General features: G+C 66.4%; 21 protein-coding genes. 5 read left to right on the top strand and 16 right to left on the bottom strand.

Annotated elements, in window-relative coordinates; translation table 11 throughout:
* Window positions 1-107: 107 nt before the first annotated feature.
* Window positions 108-932 carry a universal stress protein gene (locus ACZYSP_RS02270; protein WP_093074284.1) on the bottom strand — a complete coding sequence of 275 codons (825 nt, stop codon included), beginning with the start codon at window positions 930-932 and terminating at the stop codon, window positions 108-110.
* 186 nt (window positions 933-1,118) lie between these two features.
* On the opposite strand from ACZYSP_RS02270, the gene ACZYSP_RS02265 reads away from it, so the two are divergent.
* Window positions 1,119-2,699 (top strand): oleate hydratase, encoded by a 1,581-nt coding sequence (locus tag ACZYSP_RS02265; protein ID WP_489012908.1) that lies wholly within the window; start codon window positions 1,119-1,121, stop codon window positions 2,697-2,699.
* 159 nt (window positions 2,700-2,858) lie between these two features.
* Window positions 2,859-3,110: a hypothetical protein gene (locus ACZYSP_RS02260; protein ID WP_093058428.1), complete on the top strand. Its 252-nt coding sequence runs from the start codon at window positions 2,859-2,861 to the stop codon at window positions 3,108-3,110.
* Between the two features lie 6 nt (window positions 3,111-3,116).
* Here the strand turns inward: ACZYSP_RS02260 and ACZYSP_RS02255 are convergent, their stop codons facing one another.
* The 3 genes from ACZYSP_RS02255 to ACZYSP_RS02245 form a co-directional block, all read right to left on the bottom strand.
* A complete protein-coding gene (locus tag ACZYSP_RS02255; RefSeq protein WP_256216638.1) occupies window positions 3,117-3,290 on the bottom strand; it encodes a hypothetical protein in 174 nt (57 codons plus the stop codon).
* An 83-nt stretch (window positions 3,291-3,373) separates the two neighbouring features.
* The gene (locus ACZYSP_RS02250) at window positions 3,374-3,901 is read right to left on the bottom strand and encodes a hypothetical protein (protein WP_307614225.1); all 528 of its coding nucleotides are present in this window, start codon (window positions 3,899-3,901) and stop codon (window positions 3,374-3,376) included.
* A 5-nt stretch (window positions 3,902-3,906) separates the two neighbouring features.
* The gene (locus ACZYSP_RS02245) at window positions 3,907-4,239 is read right to left on the bottom strand and encodes a hypothetical protein (protein ID WP_143042647.1); all 333 of its coding nucleotides are present in this window, start codon (window positions 4,237-4,239) and stop codon (window positions 3,907-3,909) included.
* Between the two features lie 215 nt (window positions 4,240-4,454).
* On the opposite strand from ACZYSP_RS02245, the gene ACZYSP_RS02240 reads away from it, so the two are divergent.
* Window positions 4,455-5,072, top strand: coding sequence for a LexA family protein (locus ACZYSP_RS02240; RefSeq protein WP_256330720.1), 618 nt, complete (start codon window positions 4,455-4,457; stop codon window positions 5,070-5,072).
* A 125-nt stretch (window positions 5,073-5,197) separates the two neighbouring features.
* Entirely contained in the window at window positions 5,198-5,425 is a 228-nt protein-coding gene (locus tag ACZYSP_RS02235; protein WP_489012907.1) for a hypothetical protein, read from the top strand.
* 25 nt (window positions 5,426-5,450) lie between these two features.
* On the opposite strand, the gene ACZYSP_RS02230 is transcribed toward ACZYSP_RS02235, so the two are convergent.
* The 11 genes from ACZYSP_RS02230 to ACZYSP_RS02180 all read right to left on the bottom strand — a co-directional run bounded on the left by ACZYSP_RS02230 (window position 5,451) and on the right by ACZYSP_RS02180 (window position 15,281).
* Window positions 5,451-6,152 (bottom strand): sulfite exporter TauE/SafE family protein, encoded by a 702-nt coding sequence (locus ACZYSP_RS02230; protein WP_489012906.1) that lies wholly within the window; start codon window positions 6,150-6,152, stop codon window positions 5,451-5,453.
* Window positions 6,153-6,154: 2 nt separating this feature from the next.
* The gene (gene hemN, locus ACZYSP_RS02225; RefSeq protein WP_489012905.1) at window positions 6,155-7,561 is read right to left on the bottom strand and encodes an oxygen-independent coproporphyrinogen III oxidase; all 1,407 of its coding nucleotides are present in this window, start codon (window positions 7,559-7,561) and stop codon (window positions 6,155-6,157) included.
* Window positions 7,558-7,824 carry a hypothetical protein gene (locus ACZYSP_RS02220; RefSeq protein ID WP_093058420.1) on the bottom strand — a complete coding sequence of 89 codons (267 nt, stop codon included), beginning with the start codon at window positions 7,822-7,824 and terminating at the stop codon, window positions 7,558-7,560. The genes hemN and ACZYSP_RS02220 overlap by 4 nt, the downstream gene beginning before the upstream one ends.
* A complete protein-coding gene (locus tag ACZYSP_RS02215) occupies window positions 7,821-8,117 on the bottom strand; it encodes a FixH family protein (RefSeq protein WP_426388611.1) in 297 nt (98 codons plus the stop codon). The genes ACZYSP_RS02220 and ACZYSP_RS02215 overlap by 4 nt, the downstream gene beginning before the upstream one ends.
* Before the next feature lie 9 nt (window positions 8,118-8,126).
* Window positions 8,127-9,539 carry a cytochrome c oxidase accessory protein CcoG gene (gene ccoG / locus ACZYSP_RS02210; RefSeq protein WP_426388609.1) on the bottom strand — a complete coding sequence of 471 codons (1,413 nt, stop codon included), beginning with the start codon at window positions 9,537-9,539 and terminating at the stop codon, window positions 8,127-8,129.
* Between the two features lie 22 nt (window positions 9,540-9,561).
* Complete coding sequence (gene ccoP, locus ACZYSP_RS02205) at window positions 9,562-10,485, bottom strand: cytochrome-c oxidase, cbb3-type subunit III (protein ID WP_489012904.1); 924 nt, start codon at window positions 10,483-10,485, stop codon at window positions 9,562-9,564.
* 13 nt (window positions 10,486-10,498) lie between these two features.
* Entirely contained in the window at window positions 10,499-10,639 is a 141-nt protein-coding gene (locus tag ACZYSP_RS02200; protein WP_093074305.1) for a cbb3-type cytochrome oxidase subunit 3, read from the bottom strand.
* A 24-nt stretch (window positions 10,640-10,663) separates the two neighbouring features.
* Window positions 10,664-11,293, bottom strand: coding sequence for a cytochrome-c oxidase, cbb3-type subunit II (ccoO, locus tag ACZYSP_RS02195; RefSeq protein ID WP_093074307.1), 630 nt, complete (start codon window positions 11,291-11,293; stop codon window positions 10,664-10,666).
* Between the two features lie 9 nt (window positions 11,294-11,302).
* Window positions 11,303-12,742 carry a cytochrome-c oxidase, cbb3-type subunit I gene (gene ccoN, locus ACZYSP_RS02190; protein WP_093058415.1) on the bottom strand — a complete coding sequence of 480 codons (1,440 nt, stop codon included), beginning with the start codon at window positions 12,740-12,742 and terminating at the stop codon, window positions 11,303-11,305.
* Window positions 12,743-12,807: 65 nt separating this feature from the next.
* A complete protein-coding gene (gene ccoS / locus ACZYSP_RS02185) occupies window positions 12,808-12,945 on the bottom strand; it encodes a cbb3-type cytochrome oxidase assembly protein CcoS (RefSeq protein WP_093058414.1) in 138 nt (45 codons plus the stop codon).
* Window positions 12,945-15,281, bottom strand: a complete 2,337-nt coding sequence (locus ACZYSP_RS02180) for a heavy metal translocating P-type ATPase (RefSeq protein WP_489012903.1) — start codon at window positions 15,279-15,281, stop codon at window positions 12,945-12,947. Before ACZYSP_RS02180 ends, ccoS begins: the two co-directional genes overlap by 1 nt.
* Before the next feature lie 105 nt (window positions 15,282-15,386).
* Here ACZYSP_RS02180 and ACZYSP_RS02175 point away from each other — a divergent pair, with 105 nt between their 5' ends.
* Window positions 15,387-15,830 carry a universal stress protein gene (locus tag ACZYSP_RS02175; RefSeq protein WP_093074311.1) on the top strand — a complete coding sequence of 148 codons (444 nt, stop codon included), beginning with the start codon at window positions 15,387-15,389 and terminating at the stop codon, window positions 15,828-15,830.
* A 36-nt stretch (window positions 15,831-15,866) separates the two neighbouring features.
* Here the strand turns inward: ACZYSP_RS02175 and fusA are convergent, their stop codons facing one another.
* Window positions 15,867-17,927, bottom strand: a complete 2,061-nt coding sequence (fusA, locus tag ACZYSP_RS02170; protein WP_489012902.1) for an elongation factor G — start codon at window positions 17,925-17,927, stop codon at window positions 15,867-15,869.
* Window positions 17,928-17,936 lie beyond the last annotated feature (9 nt).

Here is a 17,936-nt window from a genome sequence, read left to right as displayed (position 1 = left end):
CGGGCCCGGCTCCGGGGGAACAGGCTATCGCGCAGGCGCGCAATTCGCGTAGCTGCGGGCAGTCAAGCGCATTACAGCCTCCCCTGCGCACTGACGCCCCGGTGGCCTCAGTGCGACATCAGCACGGGCAGAGTCATCCACTGGAGCATGGACAGCGTGGCGCCGCCCATCACCCATTCGCGCGCCCGGCTGTGGCCGTAGCAGCCCATCACCAGCAGGTCCGAGCCCAGGTCGGCAGCGAAGGACAGCAGCTTGTTGCCGATATCGTCTTCCTTGTCGCCGCCGGGATGCAGCGTGATGTTCTGGACGTCCTGCATCCGCAGGTAGTTCTGCAGGCGCTGCAGCGACGCCTCTGCGTCCTCGCCGTAGGCCACGACATGCACCCGGGCTGCCTTTCGCAGCCATGGCAGCGCGGCGGTCACGGCGCGCGCGGACTCGGGGGTTTCCTTCCACGCCACCAGCACGTTGCGGCCGACGGAACCGACCGGTCCCGCATACGGCAGCACCAGCGCCGGCCGACCGCTCTGCACCAGCACGCTGGGCAGGAAATCGCCGGGGAGCTCGCCGTCCATCGGGTCGTTCCGGTCGCGTTGGCCGAGGACCATCAGGTCGGTGTAGAGCGCACGCCGCGCGAATCCCCACGGACCGTCGCTCTCCGGCTCGGCCCAGTGCAGGCGCTGGGAGCCTGCGCTGTGCTCCATGAAGGTGGCGTGCATCGCGCCGCGCGCGTCCTTGTCGATCTCCTGCATGATCGCGACGGCCTCCGCGGCAGCCTCGATGGCGAACGGGTAGCGCATGAGCGCGGACAGGGTGCACGGCTGGCCGGTCACCTCGGCATCGAAAGTCTCTGCGAGCTGGCGCGCCAGCTTGATGCGCTCCACCGTACGGGCCGAGCCGTCGAGGTGAAGCAGGATGGATTTGGGGGTCTGCATGAGGGCTCCTTGGACTGACGGGCTTTGGACGGGGCGACCTTAGGCCTGCTCGAATCGCACAGCCTTGCGCTGAATCAATCGCCTGCGAACTTCCATGCGACAGCGCCGATGCTTGATCGAGCGCAAGGCCGGGCCGGGCGCGCAGGCCTAGCCTCGGACCTCGTCTTCGCATCACGGCACCACTCCATGAACTCTTTCCAACAGGCCTGCATCGTCGGCAGCGGCATCGGCGCGCTTTCCGCGGCCGTGCTGCTGATCCGCGACGCCGGCATGCCCGGATCGCACATCCGCATCCTCGAGGAGGGTCCGACACCCGGTGGCGCTCTCGATGGCAGCGGCAATGCCATCCAGGGATACGTGACGCGCGGCGGGCGCATGTTCACTGACGAAACCTATACCTGCCTGTGGAACGTGCTGCAGAGCATTCCCTCGCCCGGCGCGCCGAACCGCACGGTGCGCGACGAGATTCAGGCCTTCAATGCACTGTGGCGCTCCGATGCGCACGCCCGGCTGATCGACCGCCATCGCCGCATCCTGAACGCCAGCGACCTGGGTTTCAACTTCCAGGACCGCGTGGAGCTGATGCGCCTGCTGGCCACGCCCGAGCGGGTGCTGGGCAGGCAGCGCATCGAGGAATGCTTTTCCACCCACTTTCTCGACACTCATTTCTGGGCCATGTGGCGCACGACCTTCGCATTCCAGAATTGGCACAGCGCCGTCGAGCTGAAGCGCTACATGCTGCGCTTCCTGCAGGAGCTGCCGCGCATCCACACGCTGGGCGGCGTGCGGCGCACCGAGTTCAACCAGTACGACACCATCGTGCGCCCCATGGTGAGGTGGCTGCTGGATCGCGGGGTCCGGTTCGACTACGGCATGCGCGTGGTCGACGCGGACTTTGCCGCCGGTGCAGACGGCCTGCGGCTCGAGACGCTGCATTGCGTCAGGGAAGGCCGGCCTCTGGCATACCGCCTCGGCGCAGAGGAATGTGCCTTCATCACCATCGGTTCCATGACCGCCGACTCGCGCAACGGCAACGACCACCAGGCGCCGGAACTGGTGCGTGACCAGAGCGACGGGGCCTGGACCCTGTGGCGCAACATGGCTCGCAAGGCACCGGGCCTCGGCAGGCCGGAAAACTTCTGCGGCAACGTGGACGAGAGCAAGTGGGAGTCTTTCACGCTCACGATGCGCAGCCCCTTGCTGATCCAGCGCATCCAGGCACTCTCAGGCAATCCGCCTGGCACCGGCGGGCTCATGACCTTCAAGGATTCGAGCTGGCTGATGTCGATCGTGGTGCCGCACGCGCCGCACTTCGAGGGCCAGCCCGAGGGGGTCTACACGCTGTGGGGCTACGGGTTGCTGATCGACACCCAGGGCAACCACGTCGACAAGACGATGGCACAGGCTGGTGGCCAGGAAATTCTCACGGAACTGATGCATCACCTGGGCTTCGAGGACATCCTCGAGGAAGTGCGGCGCACCACGACCGTGGTGCCGGTGATGATGCCCTACATCACCAGCGAGTTCGCATGCCGCAGCGCATCGGACCGCCCGCCCGTCATACCGGCCGGCGCGAAGAACTTCGCCCTGCTGGGCCAGTACGTGGAGATTCCGGAGGATGTGGTCTTCACGGTCGAGTACTCGGTGCGCGGCGCGATGCACGGGGTGTACGGACTCACGGGCCTGGGCCTCGAGGTGCCGCCCATCTACCACGGCATCGCCGATCCGAAGGTGGCGCTCGCGAGCCTGCGCACATTGATGGGTTGACGTGCGAAGCTTGATCCATCTCAACACCCACCACTGGTCGGGCGCGCAAGATTCCTCTTCAGCCACCCAAGGAGACAGTCACGTGTCTTTCCTGTCGAAGAATGTCGGAATCCTCGACCGGGCGCTGAGCTACGGACATGACTGCATGGAGGCGCTGCGATGTGCATGACCCTGCTCAGGAAACTCGCCACAGCGAAGCTGCCTTGCACCGAGGCCGCCCTGGCGACGATCGACAGGCTGCGCGTGCTCGAAGCCGCCGGGCACGTCAAGGTGCGGATTCCTCCTGCCCACGTGGACTGCGACGACTGCCTGCGCCAGGACGCGGCCACGGTATTCGAGATCACGCTCCGGGGATGGAAGACTCTTGCCGCCGATGCGCCCGAAGAGGAAGCACCGTTGCGTCGCGGGTAGATGAAGCTATCGGATGCTGGAGGCGAACCATCGAAAGATGTTCTGCCGGCTCTCCGAGCTACCTCCAGTCCGCACGAAGAGGAAGCCGGTTTTCGCGTTGCCCAGCCAGTCGACTGGAATGCCTGCGGTTCGCAGAGCCTCGATTTCATCGCGCGCGTTCATGCCGAGCGGCAGTTTCAAGGTGATGGTCGCGCTGTGGATGGTCCGCCTTTTCGTCATTCGCTTCCCTTGCGTATTCCTGGAGATCCGGCCGAACCATTCCCCTACGCAGGACCGGCAGCCAGGAGCCTTGCGCGCACCATGCCTTCGCGCAAGGCACGGGCAACATCGGCGGACATGCCGTTCCTTGAATCGAAGGTGGTTGCCTCGCCTGCACCCGATCTCGCGACGACGGCTGCCTGCGCGCTACCCGGCGTCTCCACCACTTGCTGCAGGTACAGATCGAAGCGCCCATGAAAGCCGAGAGGGAGCAATTCACCATGCTCCCGCAGGACGGCTTGCCGATAACGCGGCCCGGGGAAGAAAGCGGACTTCCAGCGAATGCTCGCACCCGTGTCATCGATGGAGGTCACGCGAGCTCCAACGAAGACCGCACCATCGGCGAACATGCTGAATTTTCCGAGCGCCTCGAAGTACTGGAACTGACGGTCGATACGCTCCTGAACCCGGCCGATCGTGTACTCGATCGGTTTCGGCGCAAACGGCGCCTGGCAGGCGGCCCTTATACGCGCACCGAGCGTTGTGCCCACGGCGACTTCACTGGGCGGAGTCACACGCAGATCGTGGAACATTGCCGTCATGGCCTGCGCGCAGCGGCAGCCGATGGCGGGCCGATCTTCGCAAGCACGTATGAAGCACTGGCCGATGCAGCGGAAAGAGCGGCGTGCAAGTGGATGTGCGTTGGCTTGCTCTCGCAGGAAGGGAATGCAGCAGCCATTCGACGGCCGTTCTCCGTGATCTGGAACATCGTCGCCATGATCACTTTGCCCCCGGTGGAAGGCGTCGAGTCCACACGCAGATCCGCGCGCACGAGACCACCAAGAACCAGAACCTTGATCTCCTCGATTTCATCGAGCGAGAAGGTTCTCGCTGGCAATGCCCCTTCGACCAGGCGATGCAGCAACAGCATGGGCATGGGACTCCCCCCAAAACCGCCAGCGATGGACTGATTGTTACGCGGGCTGACAGTTAGATCATCCTAAGACTGCGAAAGCTTTAAAACCAGGATAGAAATTTCGTCGAACAGGTACAAAACTATCAAGCTGCCGGAATGCCCTCTGGCTTGACGATGGAAGAGCTATCATCGATTTTCTTTCTATCTGAAACAGCGCCTACCCTAGGGCTGTGAATAGCCGTCAACTAATTCGCGAAGGACGCAAGCGCCTCCAGATGAGCGAGCAGCAATTTGCTGATGCGCTGGGGGTGAGCCGTGGCGCAGTACAGCAATGGGAAAAACAAGGCGGCACAGCTCCCAAGCGCGCCAACCAGGCGCGTGTGGCCAAGCTGCTTGGAATTTCCGTTGCGGAACTGGTCTCGGGTGTGTCGGCGGGTGCGCGGGGAGCCGACGTGCGCGCTGAGGTTCCCCTGGTGTCCGAGGTCGAGGCAGGCAACTACACCGTCATCGACAACTTCAAGCCGACAACGCAATTCGACACCATCCCGGTGAGCGTGCCGGTCAAGAAGCACACCTACGCACTGCGGGTGCATGGCGACAGCATGGTCAGCGAGGCCGGCGACTCGTTCCCCGCCGGGTCCATCCTGATCGTGGAGCCGGAGATGGAGGCGGTGCCCGGCGACTATGTCATCGCGCTGAACGAGGCCAGCGAGACCACGTTCAAGCAACTCGTGAAAGACGGCGGGGACCTGTATCTCAAGCCGTTGAACAGCCGTTACCCCATCAAGCCACTGGGCGATGCCCAGGTCATCGGCGTGGTGCGCGAGTTCACCAAGCGTTTTCGATAGCCGTCGCGAAAAACGCACGATGGCGTAGATAGATTTTCTACGCAGAGATACATTTTTCATCCTGACGCAGCAACGGCCTGAATTGCCCGAACAAGGCACGGGGCTGCGGCGAAAGGATTGAAAACATGGGTCCGCCGCAGTACCGGGATCGGTTTGAATTCGTGTTCCATGTCGAGCAAAGCACCGATGGCCAGACAGTCGTGTGCAGAGCGGAAATCTTCGAGTATTCGGTCCTGAAGGCTGTGTTGCAGATCGTGGACACGCAGCTCACGCGCCTGGAAGTCGTCGATGTGGTCCTGGGTCGCTGCATCCGATGGGCGGACCTCCGGATTGCCAGCGGCGATGCTTTCTGATCTGCATCCAGATCGCAGCGTTGCCTCAGCGGCACCAGACGTCGATCTGGCGGATGAGGTCCGACCACAGGGCCTGTACCGCCACGGCCGCCAGCAGCAGGCCGGCCACCCGCGCACCCCAGGTCTGGCGTGCCCCGCCGCCGCCCCACCGCAAGCGCTGCCAGAGCCACGGCCCGATCAGTAGCGAAAGACTGCTCCCGAGCGCAAACAACGCCATCAGTCCGGCGCCCTGCAATGGGCCGTTGCCCAGGCTGGCCAGCATCAGGGCCGAATAGAGCAGCCCGCAAGGCAGCGCGACCCAAAGCAGCCCGGCTGCAAGCACGCCCAGCCACGTGCCGCCGGCATGGGGGCGAAGACGCGACTCGAGCGAGCGTCCGACGCGCTGCGCCCACAGCGGCTGCCGCCCCGTGGCGGCCAGCATCGCACCCCAGGCGAACACGAAGACGTGCAGCAGCACCCACAGCGGCCGCAGCGCGGCAACCTGCGTGCTGGCCTGCGCCAGGCTGTCGACGCTGGCCGCGGCAATGGCGCCTGCCGTCGCGTAGCTCGCGATGCGGCCGAGATGGAAGGCGGCCGGCGCCGCTCGCGCCGACGCGGCGCCCTGCCCCGCCGGCACGAGCGGCACGATCCGTATCACCGCCGATGAAGCGGCGCCGCACATCGCCACGCAATGCGGCCCACCGGCCAGGCCCATGAGAAACGCGGCACTGGCGAGCGCGAGTTGCATGGTCAGACCACGCGGGAAAAGCGCGTACGGGTCGCGCGGCAGTACCGGTCGAACACCATGGCGACCGCGCGCACCAGGAACCAGCCCTGCTCGGTGACCACCAGATCGTGGTCGCTCAGCCGAACCAGGCCGTGAGCGACCATCGGCCCGAGCGCCGCGAACTCGGTGGCGAAGTAGCGCTGGAAGTCGACTGCAAACGCATCCCCCATGACGTTGAAGTCGACCCGACCGCGGCACATCAGCGCCATGATCACGTCCCGCCGCAACAGATCGTCGCGCGACAGCGCAAGGCCGCGAACCACGGGCAGGCGCCCCTGGTCGAGGAGGTCGTAGTACTCGTCGAGGCTCTTTGCGTTCTGGCTGTAAGTGGCGCCCACGCGGCCGATGCCGGAGACGCCGAGTGCGATCAGGTCGCCCCCGGGCCTGGTGCCATAGCCCTGGAAGTCGCGCTGCAAGCGCCCTTGGCTCCTGGCAACCGCGAGAGGATCGTCGGGCAGCGCGAAGTGGTCCATGCCGATGTAGACGTAACCCGCTTCGGTCAGCCGCGTGATCGCGCTTGCGAGCATGCGCACCCGCGTGGCGGCATCAGGCAATTCTTCGGCCGCAATGCGCCGCTGCGGCTTGAAGCGCTCGGGCAGATGCGCATAGGCGTAGAGCGCAATGCGGTCGGGCCGCAGCTCGTTGATCTGCGCGAGCGTGCGCTCGAAGGAGGCGTCGTTCTGCCGCGGCAGGCCGTAGATCAGGTCGACGTTGATCGATTCGAAACCCAGCGTGCGCGCCGCATCCATCAGCGAGAAGACCTGCGACGCCGGCTGGATGCGATGCACCGCCTGCTGCACCTCGGGGTCGAAGTCCTGCACGCCGAAGCTCAGGCGATTGAAGCCCAGCGCGGCCAGATTCGCCAGCCGCTGCGCGTCGACCGTGCGCGGATCGATCTCGATGGAGCGCTCGCCTCCGGGCACGAAGGCGAAAGACCGGTGCAGCAGCGCCATGAGCTCGCCCAACTCCGAGTCGTCGAGGAAGGTCGGCGAGCCACCCCCTAGGTGCAACTGGCCTGCGGTGGCGCTGCGGCCCAGTTGCGCGACTTGCAGCTCCACCTCGCGCGCGAGGTAGGCCAGGTACTGCCGGCCCCGCTCGCGGTGGCGAGTGACGACCTTGTTGCAGGCGCAGTAGTAGCACAGCGACTCGCAGAACGGAATATGGACGTACAGCGACAGCGGCGGCGCCTCCGCGCTCGCCGCGCGCCGACGGCTCAGCGCCCTGGCGTAGTCGTCGGCGCCGAAGGCCTCGACGAAACGGTCGGCTGTGGGATAGGAGGTGTAGCGCGGCCCGGGAACGTCGAACTCCCTCAGCAGATCGATGGGTAGCGGTGCCTGCACGGGCACAGGAGCAACGGCGGCAGGAATCATTGCGAGGGTGTCCGCAGAGGTGCTCCAGAAGGTTCCGAAGCCGATGGCCTGGCGAGCAATGCCGTGCATGCGCTCGACGACGCCGCCATCAGCCAGAAGACGAAGAAGGCGGCGGTGTAGATACCCTGGCGCGACATCCGCAACGCGTCGGCCCCGCAGAACGCATTGACGGGATCGACGAGCGCGAACACCAGCACCTCCATGCCGCAGGCCACCAGGAAGGACGGCCACAGGATGCCCGCGAGCTGGCGCACTCCGTTCATGGCGCGGCCTTCCGGGCCGGCGGCGGCATGTCGCTCGCGGGCGTGGTCGCGTGGTTGCGACCGGTCAGCGCGGGCAGCAGCTTCTTCGCGGCCAGGGTCTTGTTGATCTCGACGCCTTCGCGGTAGTAGTCCTCGGACACCAGCGCATCGGGGCTGCGCCAGGCCAGCCAGAAGGTCACGAAGCTCGCGACCACCACGACCGCCGGACCGCCGATCACCATCCAGAGCAGCGGATAGCGCCACCAGGCCTGGGCCGCCGGTTCGTTCGTTGTCGCCATTGTTGTTGCGCTCATCTCGACCTTTCAGCGCGGCACAAGGAAGGCCGCTTTTTCCGAAACCTGGGCGCCGCCGCCCTCCTCGCGGATGCCGAAGTGCACCGTGTGCGATCCGGCAGGCACGACCCCATAAGGCACCTGCAGACGCACCGCGACCCAGCGTGACTGGGCGGCGTCGACCGTCACCGGCTCGTCGGGCGAGACGCTGAGGCCTTCCAGTCCGTCGGCGACGATGCGGTACTGCTGCGGTTTTTCAGTGGCGTTCATGATCTGGAGTCGATAGACGTTCTCCAGCCGCCCGCCCTCGGCAATGCGGGCCAGCGAGGCGCGGTCGCGCACCACATCGACCTTGAACGGCGTGCGCACGATCAGGCTGGCCAGCAGTCCGGTCACCAGCAGCGCCAGGATCGTCGTGTAGAGCAGCACGCGCGGCCGCAGCACGCGCCGCAGCAGTTCGCGGCGCGACCAGCCGGCTTCCATGCCGTTTTGCGTGTCGTAGCGGATCAGCCGCGGCGGGTAGGCCATCTTCTGCATGACGGTGTCGCAGGCATCCACGCAAAGGCCGCAGCCGATGCACTCGTACTGAAGGCCCTGGCGAATGTCGATGCCCGTCGGGCACACCTGCACGCACAGGCCGCAGTCGATGCAGTCGCCCAGCGCCAGCGTGCGCGGGTCGGGGCCCTTGCGGCGCGGCGCGCGAGGTTCGCCGCGCTGCGGGTCGTAGGTGACGATGAGCGTGTCGCGGTCGAACATGGCGCTCTGGAAGCGCGCGTAGGGGCACATGTACTTGCAGACCTGCTCGCGCATGAAGCCGGCATTGCCGTAGGTGGCAAAGCCGTAGAAGAAAACCCAGAACACCTCCCACGAGCCCATCTGGGTTTGCAGGAAGGCCATGCCCAGTTCGCGGATGGGCGTGAAGTAGCCCACGAAGGTGAAGCCGGTCCACAGCGCGATGCCGATCCAGACGATGTGCTTGAACCATTTCTTCACCAGCTTCTCGAGCGACATCGGCTCGGCGTCCAGCCGCATGCGCGCGGTGCGGTTGCCTTCGATCTTGTGCTCCACCCACATGAAGATCTCGGTGTAGACCGTCTGCGGGCAGGCGTAGCCGCACCACAGCCGCCCCGCCACCGCGGTGAAGAGAAAGAGCGACAGCGCACTGATGACCAGCAGGCCCGAGAGATAGATCAGGTCCTGCGGATACAGCACCAGCCCGAAGATGTAGAAGCGGCGCGCGGCCAGGTCGAACAGCACCATCTGCCGCTCGCCCCACTCCACCCACGGCAGGCCGTAGAACACCAGCTGCGTAAGAAAGACCATGGCCCAGCGCCAGCGCGCGAACATGCCGCGCACCGTGCGGGGATAGATCTTCTTCGTGGCTTCGTAAAGGCCGACCTCCTCGCTGCCCGCGCTGACGATGGGAATGATCTTCCGGGTCATGGCGTTGCGCCGATCTCGGGTTTCACGGCGTGGCCGCAGCCGTGTTGGTGTTGTTGGAGAACCCCCAGACATACGACGCGAGCATCCGGATCTGCGCCTCGGTAAGACGGCCTTCCTGCGCGGGCATCTCGTTGTGCTTGCCCGCGTTGATCATCTGGACGATGGCGGCCTCGCCGTAGCCGTGGAGCCAGATCCTGTCGCTCAGGTTGGGCGCACCGATGGCCTGGTTGCCCACGCCCCCGATGCCGTGGCAGGCCGCGCAGACCGTGAACTTCGACTTTCCGAGGCCGGCACGCAACGAATCGTGCGGCTCGCCCGCCAGGCTCAGCACGTAGTTGGCAACGTTCTTCACGTCATCCGGTGTGCCGACGGCCGCAGCCATCGGCGGCATCACGCCGACACGGCCCTTGGTGATGCTCTCGACGATCTTCTCGGGCGTGCCGCCGTGCAGCCAGTCCTTGTCGGTCAGGTTGGGAAAGCCCTTGCTGCCGCGCGCGTCGGAACCATGGCACTGGGCGCAGTTGTTCATGAAAAGACGCTCCCCGATGGCCCTGGCCTGCGGGTCCCTTGCAACCTCCTCGACCGGCATGGCGGCGTATTTCGCGTAGACGGGTGCCAGCTCTTGTGTGGCCTTGGCGACGTCCGCCTCGTATTCGCCGCGCGAACTCCAGTCGGACTGGCCGCGAAAACTCCCCAGGCCCGGAAAGATCGCCAGGTAGCCCAGCCCGAAGACGATGGTCAGCACGAACAGGCCGATCCACCACATGGGCAACGGGTTGTTGGCTTCGCGCAGGTCCTCGTCCCAGACGTGGCCCGTGGTGTTGTCGGCGTTCGGCGCAACCCGCTTGCGGGCTGTGAACCACAGCAGCAGCACGCAGCCGAGGATGCTCAGCAGCGAGGCCGCGGCCACGTAGTTCGACCAGAAATGGCTGATGAAATCGCTCATCGTGGTTCTCCCTTCAGTCCTGCTCGAACGGCAAGCGGGCCGCTTCCTGGAAGTCGCGCGCGTTGCGACGCGAATACGCCCAGATCACGATGCCGATGAAAAGCGCGAAGCACACGACGGTGGCTGCAACGCGCAAGGTGGTGACGTCGATCATGGTTTCGGTCCTTTGCCGCTGTGCTTACTTGAGAGCCAGGCCCAGCGATTGCAGATAGGCCACCGTGGCCTCCATCTCGGTCTTGCCTGTGACCTCTTCCGTGGCCTTGGCGATTTCCTCGTCGGTGTAGGGCACGCCGACACGGCGCAGCGCGCGCATGTGGGTTGGCAAGGCTTCGGCGTCGACGAGGGCCTTTTCCAGCCATGAATAGGCCGGCATGTTCGATTCGGGAACCAGGTCGCGCGGATTGTTCAGGTGGATGCGGTGCCACTCGTCGCTGTACTTGCCGCCCACGCGGTGCAGGTCGGGGCCGGTGCGCTTGCTGCCCCACTGGAACGGGTGGTCGTAGACAAACTCCCCAGCCACCGAGTAGTGGCCGTAGCGCAGCGTCTCCGAGCGGAAGGGCCGGATCATCTGCGAGTGGCAGTTGTAGCAACCCTCGCGCAGGTAGACGTCGCGGCCTGCGAGCTGCAGCGGCGTGAGCGGCTTGACGCCCTGCACCGCCTCGGTGGTCGACTTCTGGAAGAAGAGCGGCACGATCTCGACAAGGCCGCCGACGGCCACGACCACGAGGATCAGCACGATCATCAGCAGGTTGTTGGTCTCGATCTTCTCGTGGGTAAAGCCGCTGGACTTGGGAGTGTTCGGGTTCATCGTGCGTCCTCAGGCGTGGGCCATGACGGGGGGCGGGATCTCGACGCGCACCGAGCGGCCCGAGATGACGGTCATCCAGACGTTCCAGGCCATCACCAGCATCCCGGACAGATAGAGCAGTCCGCCGATCAGGCGCACCACGTAGAACGGGAAAGTGGCCTTCACGCTCTCCACGAAGGTGTAGGTGAGCGTGCCGTCGGGGTTGATGGCGCGCCACATCAGCCCTTGCATCACGCCGGCGATCCACATGGCGGCGATGTACAGGACGATGCCGATGGTGGCGATCCAGAAGTGCGCCTCGATGGCCTTCACGCTGTACATGGTGGTGCGGCCATACATGCGCGGGATCAGGTAGTAGAGCGAGCCCATGGTGATGAACCCCACCCAGCCGAGCGCGCCGGAGTGCACGTGGCCGATGGTCCAGTCGGTGTAGTGGCTCAGGGCGTTGACGGTCTTGATGGACATCATCGGACCCTCGAAGGTCGACATGCCGTAGAACGACAGTGCGACGATCAGGAAGCGCAGGATCGGGTCGGTGCGCAGCTTGTGCCAGGCGCCCGAGAGCGTCATCACGCCGTTGATCATGCCGCCCCAGCTCGGCGCCAGCAGGATCAGCGAGAACACCATGCCCAGCGATTGCGTCCAGTCCGGCAGCGCCGTGTAGTGCAGGTGGTGCGGGCCGGCCCACATGTAGGTGAAGATCAGCGCCCAGAAGTGGACGATGGACAGCCGATACGAATACACCGGCCGGCCGGCCTGCTTGGGGATGTAGTAATACATCATCCCGAGGAAGCCCGCGGTGAGGAAGAAGCCCACGGCGTTGTGGCCGTACCACCACTGCACCATCGCGTCCTGCACGCCGGCATAGGCCGAGTAGCTTTTCATCCAGCCCGCCGGAACCTCTGCGCTGTTGACGATGTGCAGCAGCGCCACCGCGATGATGAAGGCTCCGAAGAACCAGTTCGCCACGTAGATGTGGCGCACGCGGCGCATGCCGATGGTGCCGAAGAACACGATGGCGTAGGCCACCCAGACCACCGCGATCAGCAGGTCGATGGGCCACTCCAGCTCGGCGTATTCCTTGCCGCTGGTGTAGCCCATCGGCAGGCTGATGGCGGCCGCGACGATCACGGCCTGCCAGCCCCAGAACACGAAGGACGCGAGCTTCGGCGCGAAAAGGCCCACCTGGCAGGTGCGCTGAACCACGTGGAAGCTCGTGGCCATCAGCGCGCAGCCGCCGAACGCGAAGATGACCGCGTTGGTGTGCAGCGGCCGCAGTCGCCCGTAGCTGAGCCATGGAATGCCGAGGTTGAGCTCGGGCCAGGTCAGCTGGGAGGCGATGATCACGCCGACCAGCATGCCGACCACGCCCCAGACCACGGACATGAGCGCGAACTGCCGCACGACGGTGTCGTCGTATACCGCGGCGGGTGGGTTCGGTTGTTGCATCGTCGTGCCCTTGAATGAGTTGTGGGCAGTTTCCGTGGGCGTCTGCCTCGCGGGCTTGATGCAAATCAATCGCCGTGCAGGATGCGGTCGCCTTCGGTCTCGACGTCGTCGAACTGGCCGCGCTCGATCGCCCACCAGAGCCCACCGAGGATCGCGAGAACCAGCACCACGGACAGCGGGATGAGCAGGAAGAGGATGTCCATCAGCGGCTTGCCTTGCCGGCGGCCGCGAGCCGTGCCGCATTGAGGACCACCGCGAGGGAGCTCGCGGCCATGCCCAGGCCCGCGAGCCACGCCGGCAACCAGCCCGCCACGGCGAGCGGCACGCACAGCGCGTTGTAGCCTGCGGCCCACCAGAGGTTCTGGCGCACCACGTGCAGCGTCTTGCGGGCTTGTGCGATGGCATCTGGAATGGTGGCGAGCCTGTCGCCCAGCACGACGAAATCGGCGTGCGCGCGCGACAGCGGCACGCTGCGGCCGAAGGCGAACGAGGCGTTCGCACGCGCCAGCGAGGGACCGTCGTTCAGGCCGTCGCCCACCATCGCAATCTGCCGTCCCTCGGCCTGCAGCCGCCAGAGCACGTCGAGCTTGTCCTCCGGCGTGCAGCCACCCTGCGCGAAGTCGATGCCGCAGCGCGCGGCGATCTCCTTCGCGGCGCTGTCGCGATCGCCCGAGAGCAGCCGCACCGTCAGGCCCTGCGCGCGCAGCGCAGCCACCGCAACGGCGGCATCGGCGCGAAGCTCTTCGGCCAGCACGAAGCTGGCGACCCACCCCTGCTCGTCGGCCAGGTGGACCTGCGCAGCGTCAACCTCCAGCGCATTCACGCTGCAGAAGCTCGACGAGCCAAGACGCGCACGCTGGCCTGTTCCGGTGCGCGCATGCGCTCTGCGCAGCAGGCCTTCGAGCCCGAGCCCTGCCGCTTCGGTGGCCTGTTCCACGGTCCAGCCCGGTGGCGAGCGGAACTGAGCATTCCACGCATTCACCAGCGCCTGCGCAACGGGATGCAGCGACTGCGCAGCGAGCGCCGCCGCCATTTCAAGTGCGTCGCCGGGCCGCAGGCCCTGCCGGCAATAGATGCGCTCCAGCCGCGGGATGTCGCCAGTCAACGTGCCCGTCTTGTCGAACACGACCGTATCGACCGATGCCAGTGCCTCCAGCGCCTGCAGGTTGGAAGTCAGCACGCCGCCGCGCGCCAGGGCGCCGCCGCGCGCCAGGGCGCCGGCGCTCGCGAGCATGGCAGCCGGGGTCGCGAGCGAGAGCGCACAGGGGCAAGTCACGATGAGCACCGCGACCGCCACCATCAGCGCCTTGCCCGGGTCCGTGTGCCACCAGAACACTGCCGCCATCGCCGCCGATGCGAGCACCGCGACGAGGAAAGGCCGCGCCACCCGGTCCGCCAGCAGCGCCAGGCGCGGCTTGCGCGAGGCGGCGCTTTCCATCAGCCGCACGATCTGGGCGAAGCGCGTGCCCTCGCCCACTGATTCGATCCGCACACTGACCACCGCAGAGAGGTTGTGGCTGCCGGCCAGCACGCGGTCGCCGCGGGGGCGCGGCACGGGGCGGGATTCGCCTGTCAGCAGGGCCTCGTCGGCGCTGGTGTCGCCTTCGATCACCACGCCGTCGGCCGGAAACGCCTCGCCGGGGCGCACGCGCACCACGTCTGCGGCTGCGAGCCTGCGCACGGCCACGCGGGTCCAGCTGCCATCTGGAGCGAGTCGATCGATGCTGTCGGGCAGGCGGTTCATCAGGGCCTCGAGCGAGCCGGCGGTACGGTCTCGCAGGCGTGCCTCGAGCCAGCGGCCGGTCAGCAGGAAGAAGACGAACATCGTCAGCGAGTCGAAGTAGACCTCGTGGCCCAGCGGCCCGCCGGCGTCGAAGGTGGCGGCGCTGCTGACCGCGAAGGTCGCGAGCACGCCGAACGCCACCGGAAGATCCATGCCGATACGGCCCGCGCGCAGGTCGCGCCAGGCGCTGCGGAAGAAGGGACCGCAGGAGAACAACACGACGGGCAGCGTGAGCACCCAGGAGGCCCAGCGCAGCAACTGCGCGGCGTCGTCCGTCATGTCGCCCGGCCTGGCGATGTAAGCCGGGTAGGCATACATCATCACCTGCATCATGCAGAAGCCCGAGACCAGCCAGCGCCACAGCGCCATGCGCAGTTCGCGCGCGCGCCCCGCGCTTGCCAACTGGCTGCCGGCGGGAACCAGCGGGTATCCGGCAGCGGCCGAAGCCTCGAACCAGCGTGAAGGCCGGGTGACCGCGGCCGACCACACCACGCGCGCCCGCCGGCTGGCCCCATTGACCTGTGCCTCGCGCACTCCGGGCACCTTCAGCAGCGCAGCCTCGACGGTGAAAGCGCAAGCGGTGCAGTGCATGCCCTCGACCGCGACCTGCGATGCCCACTGGCCGGTGGCTGCATCGCCCTCCTCCAGCTGGCCGAACGCCGGCCATTCGGCCAGGTCGTCGAGCACCTGCCAGGTGTCGGCGGTGGCCGCAGCGGCCGACGGATGCGTAGAGAACGGGGCGAGCGCAGCTTGCATCGGAGCGAGGCTAATGGCGGGCCGCACCACGCTCTTTGATCTGTATCAACGCTCGGGGCCCCGGCCTGCCTAAGCTCGCGGCATACCTTTCCCTGGAGACCCCACATGTTCAAGCGCATCCTCGTCGCCACCGACGGCTCCACACTCTCGAAGAAGGCTGTCGCGAGCGCGATCGCTCTCGCCGCACAGAACGATGCCGACCTGGTGGCGATCAACGTGGTTCCGCGCTACCCCCGAAGCTACTTCGAGGGCTCCATGACCTTTTCGCCAGAGGACATCGGCCGCGTCGAGAAGCAATGGGCCGAGAAGGCACAGGCAATGCTCGACACCGTGAGCGCACGCGCCAAGGAAAGCGGCGTGCGTGTCAAGACAGCAACGGCCAACTCGGACCTGGTGGCGGAGTCGATCATCGCCGCGGCGAAAAAGCACAAGAGCGACCTGATCGTGATGGCCTCGCACGGCCGCAAGGGCATCAAGCGGCTGCTGCTTGGCAGCGAGACGCAGCACGTGCTGGCGCATTCGGCGCTGCCTGTGCTGGTGCTTCGGTAGCCGGGCTCATTGCGATATCTCGCAAACACAATTCCCCTAGTCCTCTTCATGCACCCGGTACTGGTCCGTCAGCGTCTGCTGGACGGCCGGCGGCACGGCTTCGTAGTGTGACAACGCGATGGTGTATCGGCCTTGGCCGCTGGTCATTGCATTGAGCCGCGACTGGTAGTTGGCCAGTTCGGCCATGGGCACTTGCCCGCCGACGGCCACAATGCCGCCCCCCAGGGCCGACGTTCCGGTGACCAGGCCGCGCCGCGACGACAGGTCGCTCGTGACATCGCCGACGGAATGCTCCGGCACGTCGATCTCGATCTGGACGATCGGCTCGAGCACGACCGGCCGGGCCTCGCGGATGGCAGCCATGAAGGCCTTGCGACCGGCAGTCGCAAAGGCGATGTCCTTGCTGTCGACGCTGTGGTGCTTGCCATCGTGCACAACAACGCGCACATCGACCACCGGGTAGCCGGCGATCGCGCCGCACACCAGCACCTCGCGCACGCCCTTCTCGACTGCGGGGATGAACTGGCCCGGAATCGCCCCGCCCCTGACCTCGTCGGCGAACTGGAAGCCAGCACCGCGCGCCAGCGGCTCGATGCGCAGGAAGACTTCGCCGAACTGGCCAGCGCCGCCGGTCTGTTTCTTGTGCCGGTGGTGGCCCTCGGCCGGCACGGTCACGCTCTCGCGGTAGGCAATGCGGGGCGGCCGCGTCTGGACCTCGAAGCGATACACCTCGCGCAGGCGTTCGAGCACGATGCGCAGGTGCAGTTCGCCGAGCCCGTAGAGGACCGTCTCGTTGGTCGCGGCCACATGCTCGATGCGCAGGCACGGATCCTCGGCCGTGAGCTTGCCGAGGATCTCCCAGGCGCGCTGCTCGTCGCCATGGCGCTTGGGCTCCACGGCCAGGCCGTACACCGGCACCGGGAACGCCAGAGGCGCGAGATGCACGTGGCTGTCTTCGGCCACATCGTGCAGCACGGCGTCGAAATGGATCTCCTCGACCTTGGCCACCGCCACGATGTCGCCAGGCACCGCGTGCGACACCTCGACATGGTCCTTGCCCTGGAGCATGAACAGGTGCCCCACCTTGAAGGGCTTGCGGCCGTCGCCGATGTAGAGCTGGCTGTCGCGCGTGAGCGTGCCCTGGTGCACACGGAAGATGCCCATCTTGCCGACATAGGGGTCGATCGTGACCTTGAACACGTGCGCCAGCACGTGCAGCGACGGGTCGGGCCTGGCCTCCATGGGCTTGGCCTGCGCGCCCTCGCCGACGATGAAGTCCGGCGGGTTGGCCTCGGTCGGGTCTGGCAGGAGCTTGACGATCACGTCCAACAGCTCGGCCACGCCGGCGCCGCTGCGCGACGAGACGAAGCACACCGGGATCAGGTGGCCCTCGCGCAGCGCCTGCTCGAGCGGCGCATGCAGCTCGGCCGGATCCACGTCGCCTTCCTCGAGGTAGCGGTCGACGAAGGCCGCGTCGACCTCGACCACCTGCTCCACCAGCGCGCGGTGCGCCGCTTCTACAGGGCCGAAGTCGGACCTCCCGAAGCGGTTGAAAAAACAGTCCACCACCTGCCTGCCGACCCCGTCGGGCAGGTTCAGCGGCAGGCATTCGCGGCCGAAGGTGGCCTGGATGTCGGCCAGCAGGCCCGCGAGCGAGACGCCCTGCGAGTCGATCTTGGTGACGATGATCATGCGGGCGAGGTGGCGCGAGGCCGCGTACTCCATCATGCGCACCGCCATCGGCTCGATGCCGGTCGCGGCATTGATGACCACCGCCGCCGTTTCGACCGCCTCCAGCGCCGGCAGGCTCTGGCCAAGGAAGTCGGGGCCGCCGGGCGTGTCGATGAAGTGGATGCGCGTGCCGGCATGCGTGAGGTGCATCACCGATGCATTGAGCGAGTGCTGCATGCGGCGCTCGAGCGGGTCGTGGTCGCTGACGGTGCTGCCGCGTTCGATGCTCCCGCAGGCCCCGATAGCACCCGCCTTGTACAACAAAGCCTCGGCAAGAGAGGTCTTGCCGGCGGCCGCGGCGCCGACGAGCGCCAGCGTTCGCACTGCTTCCACTTCGGCCGCGAGGCCGTTCGATCGGCTTGGCATGGCATGGAC

It is taken from the genome of Variovorax sp. F042 (assembly GCF_057814215.1).
Note: the sequence above shows the minus strand (reverse complement) of the source record. Positions and strands in the feature narration are given on the sequence as shown.